This is a genomic window from Galbibacter pacificus (assembly GCF_029603165.1).
Taxonomy (GTDB): Bacteria; Bacteroidota; Bacteroidia; order Flavobacteriales; family Flavobacteriaceae; genus Galbibacter; species Galbibacter pacificus.
The window spans coordinates 735,893-754,964 of record NZ_JAQSVC010000002.1; the positions used below are offsets into that span (position 1 = coordinate 735,893).

A 19,072-nucleotide genomic window follows, 5' to 3' on the forward strand; every position below is an offset into this window, starting at 1 on the left:
ATGATTTTGTAAATTTAATACACGACACAAATTCAATGAATTATGAAACAGTACACCGAAAAAATAGGAGATTCCCTCAACGAAATATTAGTAAAGAACATCGATGCGCAAAACGGGTTTCAAAGGGCCATTGACCATACCGACAATAAAGCATTGATTCATTATTTTAGAAACCTTTCAAGAGAACGGAAAGAATTTATCTCGGAACTTCAAGACGAGCTTGTTCTTTACGGTGAAAAGTTTAAATTTTCTGGAACCATTTCGGAAGATATCCATATGGGGTGGATCGATTTTAAATCGCTTTTTACAAAATTCAAGGAAGAAGCCATGCTAGAAGAAGCCATAAGGGGCGAAAAAGCTGCCCTTGAAGAATATAATGAAGCATTAAAATCTGACATCTTTCCAGCGAGTACCGCCACTATTTTGAGATCGCAACGTGATAGGATACAGGCCGGAATTAATAAGATACGCTCCATAAAAGATTTTGCCCTAAGCTAGGCTTTTGGCACGGTAACCGCCCATGAATTATTTTTGCCTTTTCTCCAAGATTTTTTTCTTGTTTTCCTGCCTAAACATAGAAGGCGATATGCCATAAAATTCCTTAAAAATTTTGGAAAAATAGCTTTTGCTGGACAAACCTATTTTATCTTGTATTTCACTCAGGGAATAATCGGTTTCTGCCAATAAAATGGCCGCCACTTTTAACCGGGAGTTTATTATATAATCGTTTACCGTAACGCCGAAAAGCTCTTTAAAACCGCTTTGCAATTTTCCGGCACTTACCCCCACCGTCGTTGCTATTTCGTGTATGGTGCCAAGCTCTTCTAGGTTTTTATAAATATATTTTGCAGATTTTTCAATCAATTCAATATCAGATTGCCTTAATATGGTTCTGTTTTTACCTTCTTGCAAATCGTCTTTATATTGCATTATTTGTTGCACCAGAATAAGATAGGATTTTCCTTCCATGTATAAATTCCACAAAAACCTTTCCTGGGAAAACGCGTCGATTTCTTTAAATAGGTTTGCAATAACCAAGCTGTAAAACCCTTCATAATAAAAAGAATTACTTCCTTCTTGGTCTCTAAATAATTTTAAAATGTTTTTGTCGAGGTTTTTAAAATCGCAATCAAGCCTTTCCTTAAACTCCGAACGGATAATTTCAACGCTGTTCAGGCATGCCCGTGTATTGGCCTTAAACTTCAATACATGTCCTTTTCTTCCTTTGTTGGCCACAATGGCATTTTGAAATTTAGATATCCGGTTTAGCTTGTTACTGTTTTCAAACCTATGGTCAACGGCACCACTGGTACAAAAAAGAAATTTAACCGGATGCACATTATCGACCACAAATTGAAATTCAAAATCCTCCAAAAACTCACAATCGTAAAAAACAATGCCCAATCCCCTACTAAAGTTAAACCCTTTTATGGTTCCGTTACCAAATGTTTCAGGTATTTCTACAGCGTATTCGCCACAGTACTCGCTATAATTGGTTTGAAATAAATTGGCTATATCCTTAATAACTTCGTCAATGGGCAACGATTGTACTTTGATGCTTTTCATTTAGGTTGGCTTGTTTTATAGTTTAGTAAGATACCATTATTTGCCCATTATTCATTTATAAATAGCCTGCAATAAAAAAACTAGAGGTAAAACAACTGTTAAAGTTCTATTTTGTTAATTATAGCTTCTATTTTGTTAATACTCCTTCATTTTATTGTTGATTTTTGGGCTCCTACCGCTACATAACAATCAACAAAAATAGATGAAACCCTTATTTATAGCTGATAAAAAGTTAAAATTCATATACAAGCAAATACAACAGCAAATTGGAGGCGAGCCAAAAGATGGCTTAAACAGGGGCATGCAACTCAAAGGCACACATATAAACGGGCATGTTCATGGCATTAGTTTCTCCAATACAATTTCGTATATAAAGTATAACGTTTCTTTAAAAGAAGATTTGGCCGTTAAGGTTAAAAGTGCCCACCCAAATTCTTCCCTGTATTTTATGTACTGCAACAAAGGTAGTTTCTTGCATATAAAACAGCATGGCAATAGCTATAAGAAAATTTATGAAAACCAAACGGTAGTATTAAAGGCCGGAAAGGCCGGGATACGGTTTATAATACCAAAAAACCAAACCAACGACGTCACCATTGTAAAGTTTAACCCGAAAGGGTATTTAAAAAAAGAAAAACAATGGGCATCTAACCTGCATGACTTTCAACCGGTTTTTAAAATATTAAACGAAAACGATGATTTTTCGCATTATGGAAACTGCAACCTTAAAATAGCCGAAATTATAGAACAGATTGACAAGGTAAAGGAAACAGGGGTTTTAAAAAACATTTTCATGGAAGGGCAGGTAAAATTGTTGCTGGCCTTTCTTATACAGCAATACATAAACGATTTGCGGTATGACACTAATTCTTTTGAACTTTCTAATTTGGAAATACAAAAAGTTAAGAGAATATCCAGCGACATAAGGCAGTCTCCCGAAAAGTCTTATTCCATAAAAAAACTTACCTCTCAATACGCCATTACACCACCAAAGCTCCAAAAAGGTTTTAAGTTGATGTTTGAAAAAACAGTTACAGGCTATATAAAAAATTCAAGACTTGAAATGGCCGAAGAAATGATTAAAAAAAGGGAATATACCATTTCAGAAATTGTATATAAAATTGGTTTTAGCAGTAAAAGCTATTTTTCTAAAATTTTTAAGGAAAAATACGGGTGTAACCCTAAAGATTATCAAGACAACATAAAGAAAAGCCTTAAAAACAATATCAATGAAGCTTAATTTTTTAATAAAAACTACAATTTTATCCATTTAAATGAATCTGGATATGCCATGATTTTCTTTCCCTTAAAGCCAATTTTCACAATCGCGGTTTTTCTGGGGTGTACTTTAAAAGTAGAGTTATGGGTATGGAGCACATAATAAATATCACCATTTTTATTGGTTACCACATCTCCGTGCCCACTACCAAACTCCCCAATGTTTTCCCGGGAAATTAACGGGTTTTCTTTGGCTTTTGCCCAAGGTCCCATTGGACTTTTACTGGTTGCGTATCCAACTGCATAATCGGGGTTTCTAAAATCGTTGGCAGCATAGATTAAATAATACAGTTTGTCTTTTTTTAAAACCGTTGGCCCTTCGGTTACTTTCCAGTCCGAATTTTGGGTATCTTCCCAATCCGCAGAAGCATGGACGCATTCTCTTAAGGTTTCAGGTTTTATGGCTTTTAAGTCGTTTGTCATTTCAGCAACAAAAATCCTATTCCCCTCCTGCAACCTTACATGGTACAAATAAGGAATTCCATCATCAAAAAAAATAAAAGGATCTATTTGCCTTACTGGTGCTTCTATAGCCTCCTTATTGTTGGTAAATGGTCCAAGTGGGCTATCGCTAGTAGCTATGGCTATGTTCTCGTTGGCAGTATATGCCATGTAGTATGTTTTTTTATACCTAAAAACCTGGGGCGCCCAAAACCCTTTTGTGCCAAAAGCATCCCCCTTTTTTAATGCAAAGCCCTCATTAATCCCAGCGGGGCCTTCCCAATTTTTTAAATCTTTAGATGTATATACCAGAAATCCATCTCCTTCTATACGCGCATCGTTCTTTGTTCCGTATAAATAATAAGTTCCGTTATCTTCAAAAATAGTTGGATCGGCCAAATAGATTTGGCTTTCTTCCATCTTTTGCCCAAAAACTTGTGCAGCAAATAAAAATAGAAGAAATATAATTTTATGTAATTTCATTATTGGTTTGGTTCTTTTGAAGGCATCAAATAAAGTCAAGATGCTTTCAAAAGTAGCTAATCCTAGCTAAAAAACAGAAATTAAAATTGCCATTGCACAATCTTGTTGTATTTTCTTATGAATGTAACGTAAAGTAAATAGCATGTAACAAATTACTTTTCTATTTTAGATTGAAAAAAATAATTTTACTCGACATAATTCCAGTCAATGCCCGATAGTGGACACAAGATTTGAAAAAACGATTTAAAACAAGAACATTGAATACTTTTACAAGAATAAGCATCGTTACCGTTATATTTCTGTTTTCCATACAAATGCTTCCTCAAACTGGATATAAACTTTGGCTGGATTATAGAAAAGTAAAAAATAGCGAACTTTTGCAGGAATACCGCAACCAGATCCAATCGGTTTATATCCAGCCCGATACCAAAACGCTGGAAATTGCACAAAAAGAGTTAAGTGTGGGCCTTGCAGGATTATTAGGAGACAAACCCACTTTTTTGGAACGTCAAAATATAAAAAATGCTATAATCGTTGCTAAAATAAAAGACCTGAACAAAGAGTACCAAGCGTTATTTGAATCGTCTAAAATTGAGGAAAACGGATTTCAAATTTCCCATGTAAAAGAAAACATCATTGTTACTTCCAATGATGATATTGGGGTTCTTTACGGTGTCTTTCATTTGCTTAAACACCTGCAAATGAATCTTCCTTTAAAAAAATTACCCATTTTCGATGCACCAAAGATAGATTTAAGAATTTTAAACCATTGGGACAATCTCGACCGGTCTGTAGAAAGGGGCTATGCAGGAAATTCCATATGGAAATGGCATAAACTTCCCGGCTATATCGACCAAAGGTATATTGATTATGCCCGGGCAAATGCATCCGTAGGAATTAACGGAACCGTACTTACCAATGTAAATGCCAACGCCCTTATTTTAACGCCAATGTACATTAAAAAAGTGGCGGCTTTGGCAAATGTTTTCAGGCCTTATGGAATTCGCGTTTATTTAACCGCACGTTTCTCTGCCCCTATTGAAATTGGCAATCTAAAAACAGCGGACCCTTTAAATCCCGAGGTCAGGAATTGGTGGAAGGCAAAAATAGATCGTATCTATAAAGAAATTCCCGATTTTGGAGGTTTTTTGGTAAAAGCAAACTCTGAAGGGCAACCCGGCCCACAAAACTACGGAAGGTCGCATGCCGATGGCGCCAATATGCTGGCCGATGCCTTGGCCCCGCACAAAGGCATTGTAATGTGGCGTGCTTTTGTATACTCTGAACACGATGCTACCGACAGGGCCAAGCAAGCGTATAACGAATTTGTTCCGCTGGATGGAAAATTTAAGGAAAACGTGCTATTGCAGGTAAAAAACGGGGCGATCGACTTTCAGCCGCGGGAACCTTTTCACCCTATGTTCGGGGCCATGCCCAAAACACCATTAATGATGGAGTTTCAAATAACACAGGAATATCTGGGCTTTAGCACTCATTTGGTATACTTGCCCAAACTTTATGAAGAAGTTTTGCAAGCCGATACTTACCAACATGGAAAAGGTTCTTTGGTAGCCAAAGTTATTGATGGAACACTTGATCATAAAAAAATAAGTGGCATGGCCGGCGTAGCAAACATTGGAAGCGACGTAAACTGGACCGGGCATCCCTTTGGCCAAGCCAATTGGTATGGTTTTGGCAGATTGTCATGGAACCCTTATTTAAGTGCCAAAACTATTGCCAATGAATGGCTGCGCATGACCTACTCTACCAATGATGAATTTGTAACCCCTATGATTAAAATGTTGCTAATATCGCGGGCGGCAGTGGTAAATTACATGACACCGCTCGGGTTGCACCATTTAATGGATACCGGGCATCATTATGGGCCCGGCCCATGGGTATCCAACCTTTCCCGGCCAGAATGGAACCCTGTGTATTACCATAAAGCAGATAGCCTTGGCATTGGCTTCGACCGCACACCAACCGGAAGCAATGCCACCGCCCAATATGCCAAACCCGTTGCCGATACTTTTAACAACCTTGAAACCTGCCCGGAAGAATATCTGTTGTGGTTTCATCACCTTCCGTGGGATTATAAATTAAAAAACGGCAATATTTTATGGAACGGACTTGCCTTAAAATATCAGGAAGGTGTGGGTCAGGTAAGAGAAATGCAATCGCTTTGGGAGCAAATAAAACCATATCTTTCGGCAGAACAATACCAAGAAGTAGCTATGCTGTTAAGCATACAGCTTAAAGAAGCCAAATGGTGGCGTGATGCATGTATGAGCTACTTTCAAACATTTTCAAAAAAACCATTTCCAAAAGGCATGGAAACCCCAAAACATTCCCTTAAGTATTACAAATCCTTGAAATTTCCATATGCCCCCGGTATAAGGCCCTCATGGCACTAAAAAATACAGTAGATGAAAACAATGCTTAATACCATGCGTTGGTTTGGCCCACAAGACAGCACCAACCTAATAGACATAAAACAAGCAGGCGCCGAAGGTATTGTTACCGCCCTTCACCACATTCCCGTTGGAGCTGTTTGGAGCGTGGAAGAAATAAAAAAACGGCAAAAAATCATACAAAAAGCAGGAATGGAATGGAGTGTCGTGGAAAGCTTGCCCGTACACGAAGCTATTAAACGTAGATCGGGAGACTATCATCAATACATTAAAAATTATAAAGAAAGTATTAAAAACTTGGCGGCTTGTGGTATTCATGTTGTTACCTACAATTTCATGCCCATTCTCGATTGGGTGCGCACCGACCATAATTACCTTAACCCGGATGGCTCGAAAACATTGTTGTTCAATAAAATTGCATTTGCTTACTTTGACATTCATCTTTTAAAAAGGCCTCATGCCAACAACGATTATTCTGAAGAAGAAAAAAAAGAGGCCAAAGAGTATGGCAGTTCCTTAAGCGAAGCCGATAAAAAAACACTTTTTAAAAATACTTTATTAGGACTTCCCGGTAGCACCAAAAATTTTACTGCTGATGAAATATTAAGCCTTTTAGAAAATTACAGACATATCGACAATCAAAAATTGCGGGAAAACCTAATATGTTTTTTAGCTGAAATTATTCCCGTTGCCGAATCTCATAAGGTAAAAATGGCCATTCATCCCGACGATCCTCCTTTTTCGGTTTTAGGGCTGCCAAGAATAGTTTCAACTGAAGAAGACTTGCTACATATCTTTCAGTCGGTTGCTTCAAATGCAAACGGATTGTGTTACTGCACCGGATCGTTAGGGGCACATCCGGAGAATAATTTAACGGCCATTATAGACCGTTTTGGTGACCGCATACATTTTCTGCATCTTCGAAATGTCATCAGAATAAATAAAAACATTTTTAAAGAATCTCCACATCTTCAAGGTTCTAATAATATGAATATAATCGTGGAAAAAATTATCCTCCTAATGCAAAAAAGAGCAGAAAGGCTCCCCATGCGCCCCGACCATGGTTTTTTGCATACTTTGGAAGAAGGTAAAGAGCATTATCCTGGATATTCCCTTATTGGCAGGCTTAAAGGACTTGCCGAGCTACGTGGACTGGAACAAGGAATATTACATAAACTTGAAGAAAGTTAATTGATTATTACCCTTTTCTTTACTTAAAATCTTATTCTGTAAACCTGAGTTGTTATTATTTCTTTTTACCCAATTGCATAGGTAACCTAGTTAAAAGTCTGAAAAAGTATTTATTAACACTAAATGTCAACCTAGTCTCCTAGTATACATATAGCTATTCAATGATTTACATATAGACAACCCTCCTAAACTTTTGGGCAGGGAAAGGATATTTTATGCTTTTTAAGTGCCTATTTTTTGTCCATAAACTAAATAAAGTATAAATACATTTAAAATAAAATATAAACATTAATAAGAAAGGAAAATATTGTTATATAAAAGTTAATTTTTATACATGTAACCTACCGAAAACTAAATGTAACAAAATGGCAATCAATAAATAATGTAAGCTCTAATTTTAAAATCATAAAAGTTTATCCATAAAAGAAAACGTTGTAGTAGGCCAAAACAGCCTAAAAGAACATTTTTAAACAGCATACATAAACTAACTATAATTAATAAGTCTAACCAAACAAATTAAATCTATGCAAAACTCAATTTTACGATTTTTTTCGAAAAAAAGTTGTCGCTGGCATATCCTGCCCGGATACTTTTTAATATGGCTGCTGATGTCCATGAATACTGTTCACGCACAATCATCGGTTACCGGAACTGTAGTAGACGATTCGGGAGTCCCTATCCCCGGCGTTAATGTTATTCTAAAGGGCAGCAACACTGGAACAACATCCGACTTCAATGGGGAGTATACCATTAATGTGCCCAATGAAAGTGCAATCCTTGTCTTTTCGTTTGTCGGTTTCGACACACAGGAAATCCCCGTTGGGAATAAAACCACCATCGATGTACAAATGGCCATAAGCACCTCTACTCTTTCAGAAGTAGTTGTAGTTGGTTACGGTAGCCAGCGCAGGGAAGATGTTACGGGTTCCATTGCTTCCATCAAAGGCGGACAATTACAAGAAGTCCCGGCACCAAATATCTCCCAAGCCTTGCAAGGAAGGGTTGCCGGTGTAGAAATGACCCCTACTTCTTCCAAGCCCGGAGCTTCCATGCAAATCCGTATCCGTGGTACACGCTCCTTAAATGCCAGTAACGACCCATTGATTGTTCTTGACGGAATCCCTTTTGCGGGATCTATTGGAGATATCAATCCAAACGACATTCAAAGTCTTGATATATTGAAAGATGCATCGGCATCGGCTATTTATGGGTCAAGGGGTGCCAATGGCGTTATCTTGATTACCACCAAAAAAGGACAAGTTGGACAAGAAGCCAAGATAACTTACAACGGATATTCCGGAATTAAGACCCTCTTCTCAAGGTTCCCAATGATGAACGGAGAAGAGTTTGCCGCCTTGCGTGCAGAAGCCGGTCAATATCAAAATACATTAGACGAATCAGACGATATCAACACCGATTGGCAAGACCTCATTTTTGAAACAGGAGTGCTCATGAGCCATGACATAGGGATTACCGGAGGCACACAAAAAGGTAGTTATAATTTTGGACTCGGTTATTATAAAGATGATGGTGTTGTTCCCTTGCAGGAATACGAGCGTATTTCGTTACGGGCAAATCTTGACCAAAGAATCGGGAATATTTTTCGGGTTGGTCTAACAACCAATAACAATTATGCCATTACCGATGCCAGTGGGATACCCGCCGTTGGAATGGCATTGGGCAGATCGCCAATAGCAAACCCGTATAATGAAGATGGAAGCCTGAAAAATACCATACTTGAACAAACATCGGGGGCACAATGGGTTCCTACCAATGACCGTTTTTATTCTTTAGGCGATAAATATATTAATCAAAATAGGGCCTTTAGCTCTTATAACAGTATTTTTGGAGAAATTGAAATTCCATTCATAAAAGGGTTAAAATACCGGATTAATTTAGGACTTAACTACCGCCAAAGCAACGATGGAAATTATACAGGTGAAGGGGTTTTTAGCGGTAATCCGGAAAATGTGTCTACCGCTTCGGTAGCCAATTCGCATACCACCAGTTGGACCGTGGAAAACCTTTTAACTTACGAAAGGACCTTTGCCGAAAAACACAAACTCAACTTAACTGCATTATACTCATCTCAAGAGGAACGCTACAATAGGTCGTATATGTCGGCCATGGACATTCCATCAGATCATTTTCAATTTTACAACATTGGCCGTGCAGAAGGACAGATAAACGTAGATCCTTCCCAGCAATGGTATTCTGTATGGGGCCTAATGTCTTATATGGGACGGGCCATGTATTCTTATGACGATAAATATATGTTAAGTGCTACTTTCCGTTCAGACGGTTCGTCAAGATTGGCAGATGGGCATAAATGGCACTCTTACCCTGCCGTTTCCGCAGGATGGAACATTACCAATGAATCTTTTATGGAAAATAGTAGAAACATCGACCTGATAAAATTAAGGGTAGGTTATGGACAAACGGCCAATCAAGCAATAGATCCATATAAAACATTAGGGTTGCTCAATACAAGGCCTTATAATTTTGGCGATCAATTTACTACGGGTTATTATGTGTCCGAACTTCCCAATGCCGATCTGGGCTGGGAATATTCCGAAACATGGAACTTTGGATTGGATTTTTCATTCTTTAACAACAGGCTTTCGGGAACTGCAGAATATTATATTCAAAATACAAAAGATGTACTGCTTGGGGTAAATCTTCCATCTACATCGGGTGTAAATAGTTATACCGCCAATATCGGGCAGACCCAAAACAAAGGGGTCGAGCTTTCCTTAAACGGTGTAATTTTTGACAATCCCGATGGGTTTACCTGGGAGGCCGGGTTAAATATCTATGCCAATAGAAACAAATTGGTGTCACTGGCCTCTGGACAAGAACGCGATGAAGCTAACGGGTGGTTTGTGGACCATCCTATTGACGTAATTTACGATTATGAAAAAGTGGGGCTTTGGCAGGAAGACGACCCTTATTTAGACATTCTGGAGCCCGGTGGGAACCCAGGAATGATTAAGGTAAAATATACTGGAGAATACAATGCAGATGGCACCCCGGTACGGGCAATAGGGGCCGATGATCGTCAGATTATGAGTCTTCAACCAGATTTTCAAGGCGGATTTAATACGCGCTTGGCTTATAAAAATCTAGACCTTACAGCAGTTGGCGTTTTTAAAAGCGGCGGGGTTTTAATTAGTTCGCTGTATTCATCTTCTGGTTACTTGAATACATTAAACGGTCGTGCCGGAAATAATGTTAAGGTAGACTACTGGACTCCCGAAAACACAGATGCTAAATATCCAAAGCCTGGCGGAATACAAAGTAGCGACAACCCAAAATATGGAAGTACTTTAGGGTATTTTGATGCTTCTTTCTTAAAAGTGCGCACCATATCGTTGGGGTATAATTTTGATCAGGATTTTATTACAAATGCAGGAATAGACAGGTTTAGAATTTACTGCACCGTGCAAAACCCATTTGTACTTTTCTCTCCTTATCACGACGAATCGGGAATGGATCCCGAAACCAACTCCTATGGCGATGAAAATGTAGCCGTTGAAGGCCAAAGGCGCTTGCTCATAATCGGGACAAACACACCGGCAACACGCAATTATTTGGTGGGTATAAATCTAACATTTTAAAAAAAGGAACAATGAAACGTATATACAAAAAGAGCTTTATAGCAACAGCATTACTGATATTTTTCCTTGGATCGTGTTCTAAAGATATTTTAGAAGAACAACCTCGGAGTATTTACGAACCGGGATATTTTAAAACTGAAAATGGCGTTCTTGGTGGCTTAACGGCCATGTACGCACATTTACGGTATATATATGGGCAGGCCTATTACTATAATTCGTGCCTTACCGGTACAGATGAAGCCACCTATGCCCAAAGTGCCGATGGAAATTTTAAGGACATGGACCTTTCGGGCGTGGGGCAATTAACGGCCGCCACAAGTAGAGCTGATGTTCTTTGGGGTACAGCCTTTACCAATATTAATACGGCAAGTGGTATTATTGAAAATGCTTCTGAAGTTGAAAATATTTCGGATGTCCTTATTGCAGAAGCGCGCTTTTTTAGGGCTTTCGATTATTTCTTATTGGTGCAGACCTTTGGCGGTGTCCCGTTAGACTTAGGTGCCGGGGAACTTAAATTCAATACTTCAACATCAAGGACTTCCGTTAGGAATACGGTTCCGGAAGTATACACAAAGGCTATTTTTCCAGATTTAGTTACTGCCGTTAACGACTTGCCCGTTGACGGACGCGTAACCGGCGGGGCTACCAAAACCCTTGCCCGGCTTTATTTGGCCAAGGCATACCTAACATACGGATGGTGGCTGGAAAACCCAAACAATATCCCTACATATCCAGAATCTGGCCGTACCGACTCGGACGGTCATGATGCACAATGGTACTTTCAACAAGCCTACGATGTGGCAACGGCAGCCATAGACAATCCCGGGCCATTTATGCTACAGGAAACTTATTACGACGTAAATCTGGCCTCCAATGACAGAAATAGTGAAATATTGCTATATGCCGACCATACCGAAGATAGCGAACTGTACAATGGCGGAAGCCTTACATACGGAAGTGGTGCTGCCCCCGACAATTTTGCCGTTTGGATGATGACATGGAACTATACCAACCTTAAAAGCGCTTTAGATGCTGCTTGGACCCAAGAAGCAAGCTCTGTACAGAGAGAGGCCGCTCAGGCATACGGCCGTCCGTGGACCCGTATGTGCCCAACTATTGATGTTGTGGAAAATACTTTTGCCGATAAAACAACCGATTCCAGATACGATGGAACCTTTGTAACCACCTTTCGTGCAAACTGGCCAAAAGCAGGCCTTGATGCGGCTTTCATGTACGGCGCCAATTCAATGGAAATATACCCCGGAGATGCCGTATTAACCTTCTTGGACGAAGAGCCATCGGGAAGCATAGACTATTCCAACACACAATACAATAGCGGAATCGGTGCCGGCGTATTGCCTGGCAGGCCAGACTTTGTAATTTCCCCGCAGGGAATAAGTAGGTTTACATATCCGGGGCTCTGGAAATTGGGTACCTATCGTACCGATAATGGTGATGGATTGGGGCAGCCTAATGCCGGAAGCACACGTCCTTTTAATATTGCCAAGTTTTCCGAACTTTACTTTGTAGCGGCCGAGGCGGCTGTTAAAGGAGCTTCGGGAAGCAGAAGTGCCCGCGATTTGATTAACGTTATTCGAGAACGTGCCGGAAAATGGCGTTGGGACAATAACGGAAATGAAGAAAAAATTGCCGATTACAGTGCCGATATGGCCAGTGCCACGCCAACAACTATAGACATTGATTATGTTTTGGCTGAACGCTCGCGGGAATTTTACGGAGAAGGATACCGCTGGTTCGATCTGGTACGAACACAAAAGTGGCAAGAGCTTGCTGCTTCCTATACTATTTGCGGACCCGAACTGGGTAATCATACGCCTGAAACATTTACAAGGACCATTGAAGATTACCATTATTTACGTCCTATCCCCCAAGGGCAACTGGATGGTATGGAAATGACAGAGGCCGAAAAAGATGCTTATCAAAACCCGGGATATCAATAAGAATAATCAATCATCAGCAGTTGGATGTTAAATTGATTAGTTTATTTAGTTAGCGGATTGAAATAGAGCCTCTCTTGAACAGAGTAGCTCTATTTCTTTCTATTTTTAGAAAAATCATTCAACTTAAAAATAAGTAAGTATTTTTCTCTTATCAACAACCAACAGAATTTAAATTCATGAAAATTAACATTAAAGAAATACTCCTTATAGTTTTTGCTTTCCTTGTTATAAACAACCTACAATCGCAGGAAAAATATGTGGTCAATACATCCATCGATAATGGTTTTGCCCTTGCTGAAAACAATAATGTTGCTTCTATTTTATATAGCGACATGGATTATAAAGGGGTGCAAAAAGTAATTTTGGACTTGCAGAAAGATATTGAAAGTGTTTCTGGTGCTACCCCAAAACTTTATACAGGTATCGATAATTTGAAGGATTTTCCCATTATTGTGGGCACGCTAGGTAAAAGCCCTATTATAAATCAATTAATTGAAAAAAAGTTAATTGATGAATCCAACTTGAATGGCAAATGGGAGAAATTCATTATAAAAACCATACAAAATCCATTTCCTGGAATTAAGGAAGCTTTGGTCATTGCGGGATCAGACAAACGTGGCACCATATACGGAATTTACGATCTGTGCACACAAATTGGGGTATCGCCGTGGCATTTTTGGGCTGATGTCCCCGCTAAAAAAGCCTCAAAAATTTATATAACTCCGGGAACGCATACATTGAACGAACCTAAGGTAAAATACCGAGGTATCTTTATTAATGATGAAGCTCCGGCACTTTCGGGTTGGGTGCATGAAAATTACGGGTCTTTTAATGCTGAATTCTACAATAAAGTTTTCGAACTTATTTTAAGACTAAAAGGCAATTATTTATGGCCTGCCATGTGGGGGCGTATGTTTTATGTAGATGACCCAAAAAACAAAGACTTGGCCGACGAATATGGCATTGTAATGGGCACATCTCACCACGAACCGCTAACAAGGGCCCATGCCGAATGGAAAAAATTTGGAACCGGTGCTTGGGATTATAGCACCAATACAAAAAACCTGGAAGCATTTTGGCGTGCTGGAATGGAAAGAATGGGAAATACAGAAACCATTGTTACCATTGGGATGCGTGGCGATGGCGACGAACCCATGACGGAAGGCACTGCCATTGAACTCTTGGAAAATATTGTAAAAAAACAACGGGGGATTATTGCAGATGTTACCCAAAAAGACATTACCAAAACACCTCAATTATGGGCACTTTACAAAGAAGTACAGGACTATTACGACAAAGGGATGCGGGTACCCGAAGATGTAACCCTTTTGCTCTGCGACGACAATTGGGGGAATATTAGGAAACTGCCCGTCCCGTCTGATACGCTTCGCCCCGGTGGATACGGAGTCTATTATCATTTTGACTATGTTGGCGGACCGAGGAATTATAAATGGATAAACACCAACCAGATTGAAAGGACTTGGGAACAAATGCATTTGGCATACAAGCACGGGGTAAAAAACATATGGATTGTAAACGTGGGCGACCTAAAACCTATGGAACTGCCAATTTCGTTTTTTTTAGATTTTGCATGGAATCCAGAAAAATGGAACGCAAATAACCTTCCGGATTATTATGTGCAATGGAGCCGCAGCATTTTTGGGAATATGCATGCCGAAGAAATCGCCGATATTCTTATGAAATACACAAAGTATAATTCCAGAAGAAAACCCGAGTTGCTTTCTGCTAAAACATACAGCATTGTTAATTATGGTGAATCCGACCGTATTCAAAAAGAATTTGAAGCATTATCTAACAAGGCAAAGCATATATATGAGAAAATTCCCAAAGACTACAAAGATGCCTATTATCAATTGGTGCTGTTTCCGGTATTGGCAAGCGCCAATTTAAACAACCTGTACATAGAAACGGCAAAAAATAATTATTATGCCGCTCAAGGAAGGGCGCTTACTAATGAAACTGCTAAAAATGTAAAAAATTTATTTGCCAACGATTCCATTCTCACCAATTATTACCATACAAGCCTAGCCAACGGAAAATGGAACCACATGATGTCTCAAACCCATATAGGGTATATTTCCTGGCAAGAACCCAGATATAATGTAATGCCAAAAATAAACCACATAACCATTAAGGATAAGGCAGCAATGGGCATTGCCATTGAAGGTTCCAACAATTGGTACCCAGAAGTTAAGGAAGGATTGGAACTTCCCGAATTTGTATCTTATGGAAACGAAACGCATTTTATTGAAATCTTTAATAGCGGAAAAGAAAGCTTTAAATACAACATTAAACCTGCCAACAATTGGTTACGGTTTTCCCAGAGCAAAGGCACCATAAAAGAGCAAAAAAGAATATGGATAAGCCTACAGCAGGAAAAAATCCCGAAAGGGCAACATGAAACCTATTTTACAATACAAAAGGGTACCGAACAAGTAAAGGTTAAAGTAAAGATTAATAACCCTCAACAAACAGATATTAATGGTTTTATGGAAAACGACGGTTATATTTCCATGGAAGCAAAAAACTATTCCCGATCCGTGGGCACAGAAAATATAAATTGGATTACGGTACCAAACCTAGGGAAAACTTCTTCTGGGGTAACTACCCTGCCCGTTACCGCTGGCATTGAAAAAATTACGGAAAGCTCGCCAAGGCTGGAGTTCGACTTTCATTCATTTTCCTCAGGTACGGTAAAAATCCATGCTTACTTCTCCCCCACGTTAAATTACAACCCAAGCATTGGCCACTATTACGGTATTGGCATCGATGAGGATGCCCCAAAGGTCATTAACTTTCATGAAAACGACAATGAACACAACTGGAACCAATTGGTTGCAAACAACATAAAAATTATAACAACCAAACTACCCCTTGATAAAGGGGACCATACCCTAAAATATTACATGAAAAACAGTGGTTTGGTGCTCCAAAAAATAGTCATTGAAACCCAACCGTTAAAAGAAAGCTATTTAGGGCCCAAAGAAAGTGTTGAAATAAAAAAATAATTATTTTACTGATAACAAATATATGCACCATACACGCAACAGAATAAAAATAGTTTGGCTTCTTGCCATTGTTTTAACAGGATGCCAAACAACGGCCAAAAAGCAACAGGATACTAAAAGCACTGCTCAGGCAACACCAAAAAATATGGAAACAGGTTCCCCAAAACCTTTAATAACCAACTTGTATACCGCCGATCCCTCGGTACATGTGTTCAACAACAAACTCTATATTTATCCTTCGCACGATATCGACTCCAAAATTGCCAACGATGCAGATGGAAATCATTTTAATATGAGGGATTATCATGTTTTTTCCATGGACAGCATTCCCGGCAAGGTAACCGACCATGGAACGGCATTGGACGTAGACCAAGTGGCTTGGGCAAAAAAGCAACTATGGGCTCCCGATGCCGCCGAAAAAAACGGTACTTTTTTCTTTTATTTTCCCGCCAAGGATGCCAATAATGTTTTTAGGATTGGTGTTGCCACTGGAAAAAAGCCCGAAGGCCCTTTTAAGGCGTTAAACACTTATATCTCGGGTAGTTTTAGTATCGACCCTAGTGTTTTTAAAGATGATGATGGTAGTTATTATATGTATTTTGGCGGTATTATGGGCGGTCAATTACAAAAGTGGACAACTGGAAGCTATGCTTCCGAAGATGTCTATCCGGCCGAAGACAGCAGTGCCCTCTGCCCCAAAATTGCCAAACTGTCCAGCAATATGATAAATTTTGAAGAACCCCCAAAAGACATTCAGATTATCGACAAAAACGGGAAACCATTGTTGGCAGGAGACCATGAAAGGCGTTTTTTTGAAGCAGCTTGGATGCATACATACAATGGGAAATACTATTTCTCGTATTCTACCGGAGATACACATAAAATTGTGTATGCCACTGCAAACAATCCATATGGGCCATTTACTTACCAAGGCGTTATATTAAAACCCGTTGTTGGGTGGACCACTCACCATTCCATTGTAAAATTCAAAGGAAAATGGTATCTTTTTTTTCACGACAGTTCCTTATCAGAAGGAAAAACACATTTAAGATGCATAAAAGTTACCGAATTACATTATAACAAAGATGGAAGCATACAAACCATCGATCCATATTCAAAATAATAAGAACATGAAAAACCTAAGGCAAATTGTAGCTATTTTATTCATTTTAACAACCTTCAATTTATCAAGTCAAATAAGCCTTCCCAAATTAATTTCAGATGGAATGGTATTGCAACGTGATATCCCCATAACGGTATGGGGCTGGGCTTCCGCAGAAGAAAACATAACTATTTTGTTTAAAGGAAAAACCTATCATACCAAAGCCGGCCAAAATGGGAATTGGGAAGTTGACCTTGAAGCTGGAAAAGCTGGCGGGCCCTATACAATGCGCATTAGTGGCTCGAATACCATAGAAGTAAACAATATTTTGGTGGGCGATGTATGGGTATGCTCCGGACAGTCTAACATGGAAATCCCCATGTCGAGGGTAAAACCTTTGTATGAAGCTGAGATTCCAAAGGCCAACTATCCAACGATTCGTTATTTTGAAGTACCTAAAACCTATAATTTTAGTGGAGAACAAGAGCAGATTGAAGGGGGTAAATGGTTAAATACCACGCCAGAAACCGTACTTAACTTTTCTGCAATTGCCTATTTTTTTGCAAAGGACCTAACAGAACGTTACCAAGTCCCTATTGGCTTAATCAATACTAGCTTGGGAGGCTCGCCAGCCGAGGCATGGTTGAGCGAAGATGCCCTAAAAAAATTCCCGAAAGCCTATAACGAGCTGTTGCTGTATAAAGACAGCACCTATGTTAACGGCATTATTTCCGGGGACCGGGAACGAATTGCCAATTGGTACAGGGAGGTAAACACCAACGATCTGGGAAATGCCCAACATTGGGAAACATTGAATATCGACTCGGCCAAGGATTGGACAAATATGCAAATCCCCGGCTATTGGAACGACCAGATAGAGACCCGCTTTAACGGCGTTGCATGGTACAAAAAAGCCTTTAAAATTTCCCCTGCCCATAAAAATGCTTCGGGCAAGCTTTTGCTGGGCCGTATTGTCGATGCAGATTCTGTATTTATAAATGGTCATTTTATAGGCAATACCACATATCAATATCCGCCAAGGAGATATAATATTCCAGAAAACATTTTAAAAGAAGGTGAAAACCAAATTACCGTAAAGGTTATAAACGAACGCGGCAAAGGCGGATTTGTGCCCGAAAAACCTTATCAAATAGTACTAAACGATACTACCATTTCCCTTACTGGAACTTGGAAATTTAAAAAAGGGGTTGCTAAAGAACCTTTAAAACCGCAAACCTTTGTGCGATGGAAGCCCGCAGGCCTTTTTAACGCCATGATTGCTCCATTACTAAACTATAAAATACAGGGTGTTATTTGGTACCAAGGAGAATCCAATACGGGCAGCCCTGACGAATACCAAGCCCTTTTTTCCACGCTTATCAACGAATGGAGGATACGGTGGAACCTCGGTAATTTTCCGTTCTTGTACGTGCAACTGGCCAATTTTATGAAGTCTACCACAAATCCCGAGGAAAGCAACTGGGCAATGTTAAGAAACCAACAATTAAAAACCTTAACAACCCCTAATACCGGAATGGCCGTAACGATAGATATTGGAGAGTGGAACGATATTCATCCGTTGAACAAAAAAGATGTTGGGCACCGTTTGGCACTCTTGGCAGAAAAAATTGCATATCATGAGAAAAACACGGTGGCTTCTGGACCCCTATATAAATCTTCTGAAATTAAGGGCAATAAGATTGTTGTTTCATTTAACGGCATTGGCAGCGGATTGGTAGCAAAGAACGGAGATTCCTTACATTCTTTTGCCATTGCGGGAGCCGATAAAAACTATGTGTGGGCAAAAGCAACGATACATAACAATAAGGTAATTGTTTGGAGCAATTCCATAGCCAACCCAAAATATGTTAGGTATGCATGGGCCAATAACCCAGATAAGGCCAATTTGTACAATAAAGAAGGGCTTCCCACCAGTCCTTTCCAAACTGAATAGTACTTTAAGAATAGTTATTCTTGGGCAATAACAGGTTTT

Annotated in this window: 11 protein-coding genes; 9 read left to right on the forward strand and 2 right to left on the reverse strand. The window is 39.4% G+C overall.

Features of this window, described 5'->3' with window-relative positions; genetic code table 11:
- Positions 1 to 42 precede the first annotated feature (42 nt).
- Positions 43 to 498: a ferritin-like domain-containing protein gene (locus tag PSF86_RS07795; RefSeq protein ID WP_277899498.1), complete on the forward strand. Its 456-nt coding sequence runs from the start codon at positions 43 to 45 to the stop codon at positions 496 to 498.
- A gap of 27 nt (positions 499 to 525) precedes the next feature.
- On the opposite strand, the gene PSF86_RS07800 is transcribed toward PSF86_RS07795, so the two are convergent.
- Positions 526 to 1,566 carry a helix-turn-helix domain-containing protein gene (locus PSF86_RS07800; RefSeq protein ID WP_277899499.1) on the reverse strand — a complete coding sequence of 347 codons (1,041 nt, stop codon included), beginning with the start codon at positions 1,564 to 1,566 and terminating at the stop codon, positions 526 to 528.
- 202 nt (positions 1,567 to 1,768) lie between these two features.
- Between PSF86_RS07800 and PSF86_RS07805 the strand changes: the two genes are divergently transcribed.
- Positions 1,769 to 2,806 (forward strand): AraC family transcriptional regulator, encoded by a 1,038-nt coding sequence (locus PSF86_RS07805; protein ID WP_277899500.1) that lies wholly within the window; start codon positions 1,769 to 1,771, stop codon positions 2,804 to 2,806.
- A 14-nt stretch (positions 2,807 to 2,820) separates the two neighbouring features.
- On the opposite strand, the gene PSF86_RS07810 is transcribed toward PSF86_RS07805, so the two are convergent.
- Entirely contained in the window at positions 2,821 to 3,768 is a 948-nt protein-coding gene (locus PSF86_RS07810; protein WP_407933312.1) for a glycoside hydrolase family 43 protein, read from the reverse strand.
- Between the two features lie 314 nt (positions 3,769 to 4,082).
- Here PSF86_RS07810 and PSF86_RS07815 point away from each other — a divergent pair, with 314 nt between their 5' ends.
- From PSF86_RS07815 to PSF86_RS07845, 7 genes are all read left to right on the forward strand, one after another.
- Positions 4,083 to 6,182 (forward strand): alpha-glucuronidase family glycosyl hydrolase, encoded by a 2,100-nt coding sequence (locus PSF86_RS07815; RefSeq protein WP_277899611.1) that lies wholly within the window; start codon positions 4,083 to 4,085, stop codon positions 6,180 to 6,182.
- 12 nt (positions 6,183 to 6,194) lie between these two features.
- Entirely contained in the window at positions 6,195 to 7,370 is a 1,176-nt protein-coding gene (gene uxuA / locus PSF86_RS07820) for a mannonate dehydratase (protein ID WP_407933313.1), read from the forward strand.
- A gap of 608 nt (positions 7,371 to 7,978) precedes the next feature.
- Positions 7,979 to 10,987, forward strand: a complete 3,009-nt coding sequence (locus PSF86_RS07825) for a SusC/RagA family TonB-linked outer membrane protein (protein WP_338424021.1) — start codon at positions 7,979 to 7,981, stop codon at positions 10,985 to 10,987.
- 11 nt (positions 10,988 to 10,998) lie between these two features.
- Positions 10,999 to 12,948, forward strand: a complete 1,950-nt coding sequence (locus PSF86_RS07830; protein WP_277899502.1) for a RagB/SusD family nutrient uptake outer membrane protein — start codon at positions 10,999 to 11,001, stop codon at positions 12,946 to 12,948.
- A 176-nt stretch (positions 12,949 to 13,124) separates the two neighbouring features.
- A complete protein-coding gene (locus tag PSF86_RS07835; protein WP_277899503.1) occupies positions 13,125 to 15,977 on the forward strand; it encodes a glycosyl hydrolase 115 family protein in 2,853 nt (950 codons plus the stop codon).
- A 22-nt stretch (positions 15,978 to 15,999) separates the two neighbouring features.
- On the forward strand, positions 16,000 to 17,100 hold the full coding sequence (locus PSF86_RS07840) for a glycoside hydrolase family 43 protein (RefSeq protein WP_407933314.1): 1,101 nt from the start codon (positions 16,000 to 16,002) through the stop codon (positions 17,098 to 17,100).
- Between the two features lie 7 nt (positions 17,101 to 17,107).
- Positions 17,108 to 19,033 carry a sialate O-acetylesterase gene (locus PSF86_RS07845; protein ID WP_277899504.1) on the forward strand — a complete coding sequence of 642 codons (1,926 nt, stop codon included), beginning with the start codon at positions 17,108 to 17,110 and terminating at the stop codon, positions 19,031 to 19,033.
- The last annotated feature ends 39 nt before the right edge of the window (positions 19,034 to 19,072 follow it).

Excerpts from the sequence above, each read along its gene's own strand:
- PSF86_RS07795 (WP_277899498.1), top strand. The coding sequence starts at position 43 with ATGAAACAGTACACCGAAAAAATAGGAGATTCCCTCAACGAAATATTA.
- PSF86_RS07800 (WP_277899499.1), bottom strand. The coding sequence starts at position 1,566 with ATGAAAAGCATCAAAGTACAATCGTTGCCCATTGACGAAGTTATTAAG.
- PSF86_RS07805 (WP_277899500.1), top strand. The coding sequence starts at position 1,769 with ATGAAACCCTTATTTATAGCTGATAAAAAGTTAAAATTCATATACAAG.
- PSF86_RS07810 (WP_407933312.1), bottom strand. The coding sequence starts at position 3,768 with ATGAAATTACATAAAATTATATTTCTTCTATTTTTATTTGCTGCACAA.
- PSF86_RS07815 (WP_277899611.1), top strand. The coding sequence starts at position 4,083 with ATGCTTCCTCAAACTGGATATAAACTTTGGCTGGATTATAGAAAAGTA.
- uxuA (WP_407933313.1), top strand. The coding sequence starts at position 6,195 with ATGAAAACAATGCTTAATACCATGCGTTGGTTTGGCCCACAAGACAGC.
- PSF86_RS07825 (WP_338424021.1), top strand. The coding sequence starts at position 7,979 with ATGTCCATGAATACTGTTCACGCACAATCATCGGTTACCGGAACTGTA.
- PSF86_RS07830 (WP_277899502.1), top strand. The coding sequence starts at position 10,999 with ATGAAACGTATATACAAAAAGAGCTTTATAGCAACAGCATTACTGATA.
- PSF86_RS07835 (WP_277899503.1), top strand. The coding sequence starts at position 13,125 with ATGAAAATTAACATTAAAGAAATACTCCTTATAGTTTTTGCTTTCCTT.
- PSF86_RS07840 (WP_407933314.1), top strand. The coding sequence starts at position 16,000 with ATGCACCATACACGCAACAGAATAAAAATAGTTTGGCTTCTTGCCATT.
- PSF86_RS07845 (WP_277899504.1), top strand. The coding sequence starts at position 17,108 with ATGAAAAACCTAAGGCAAATTGTAGCTATTTTATTCATTTTAACAACC.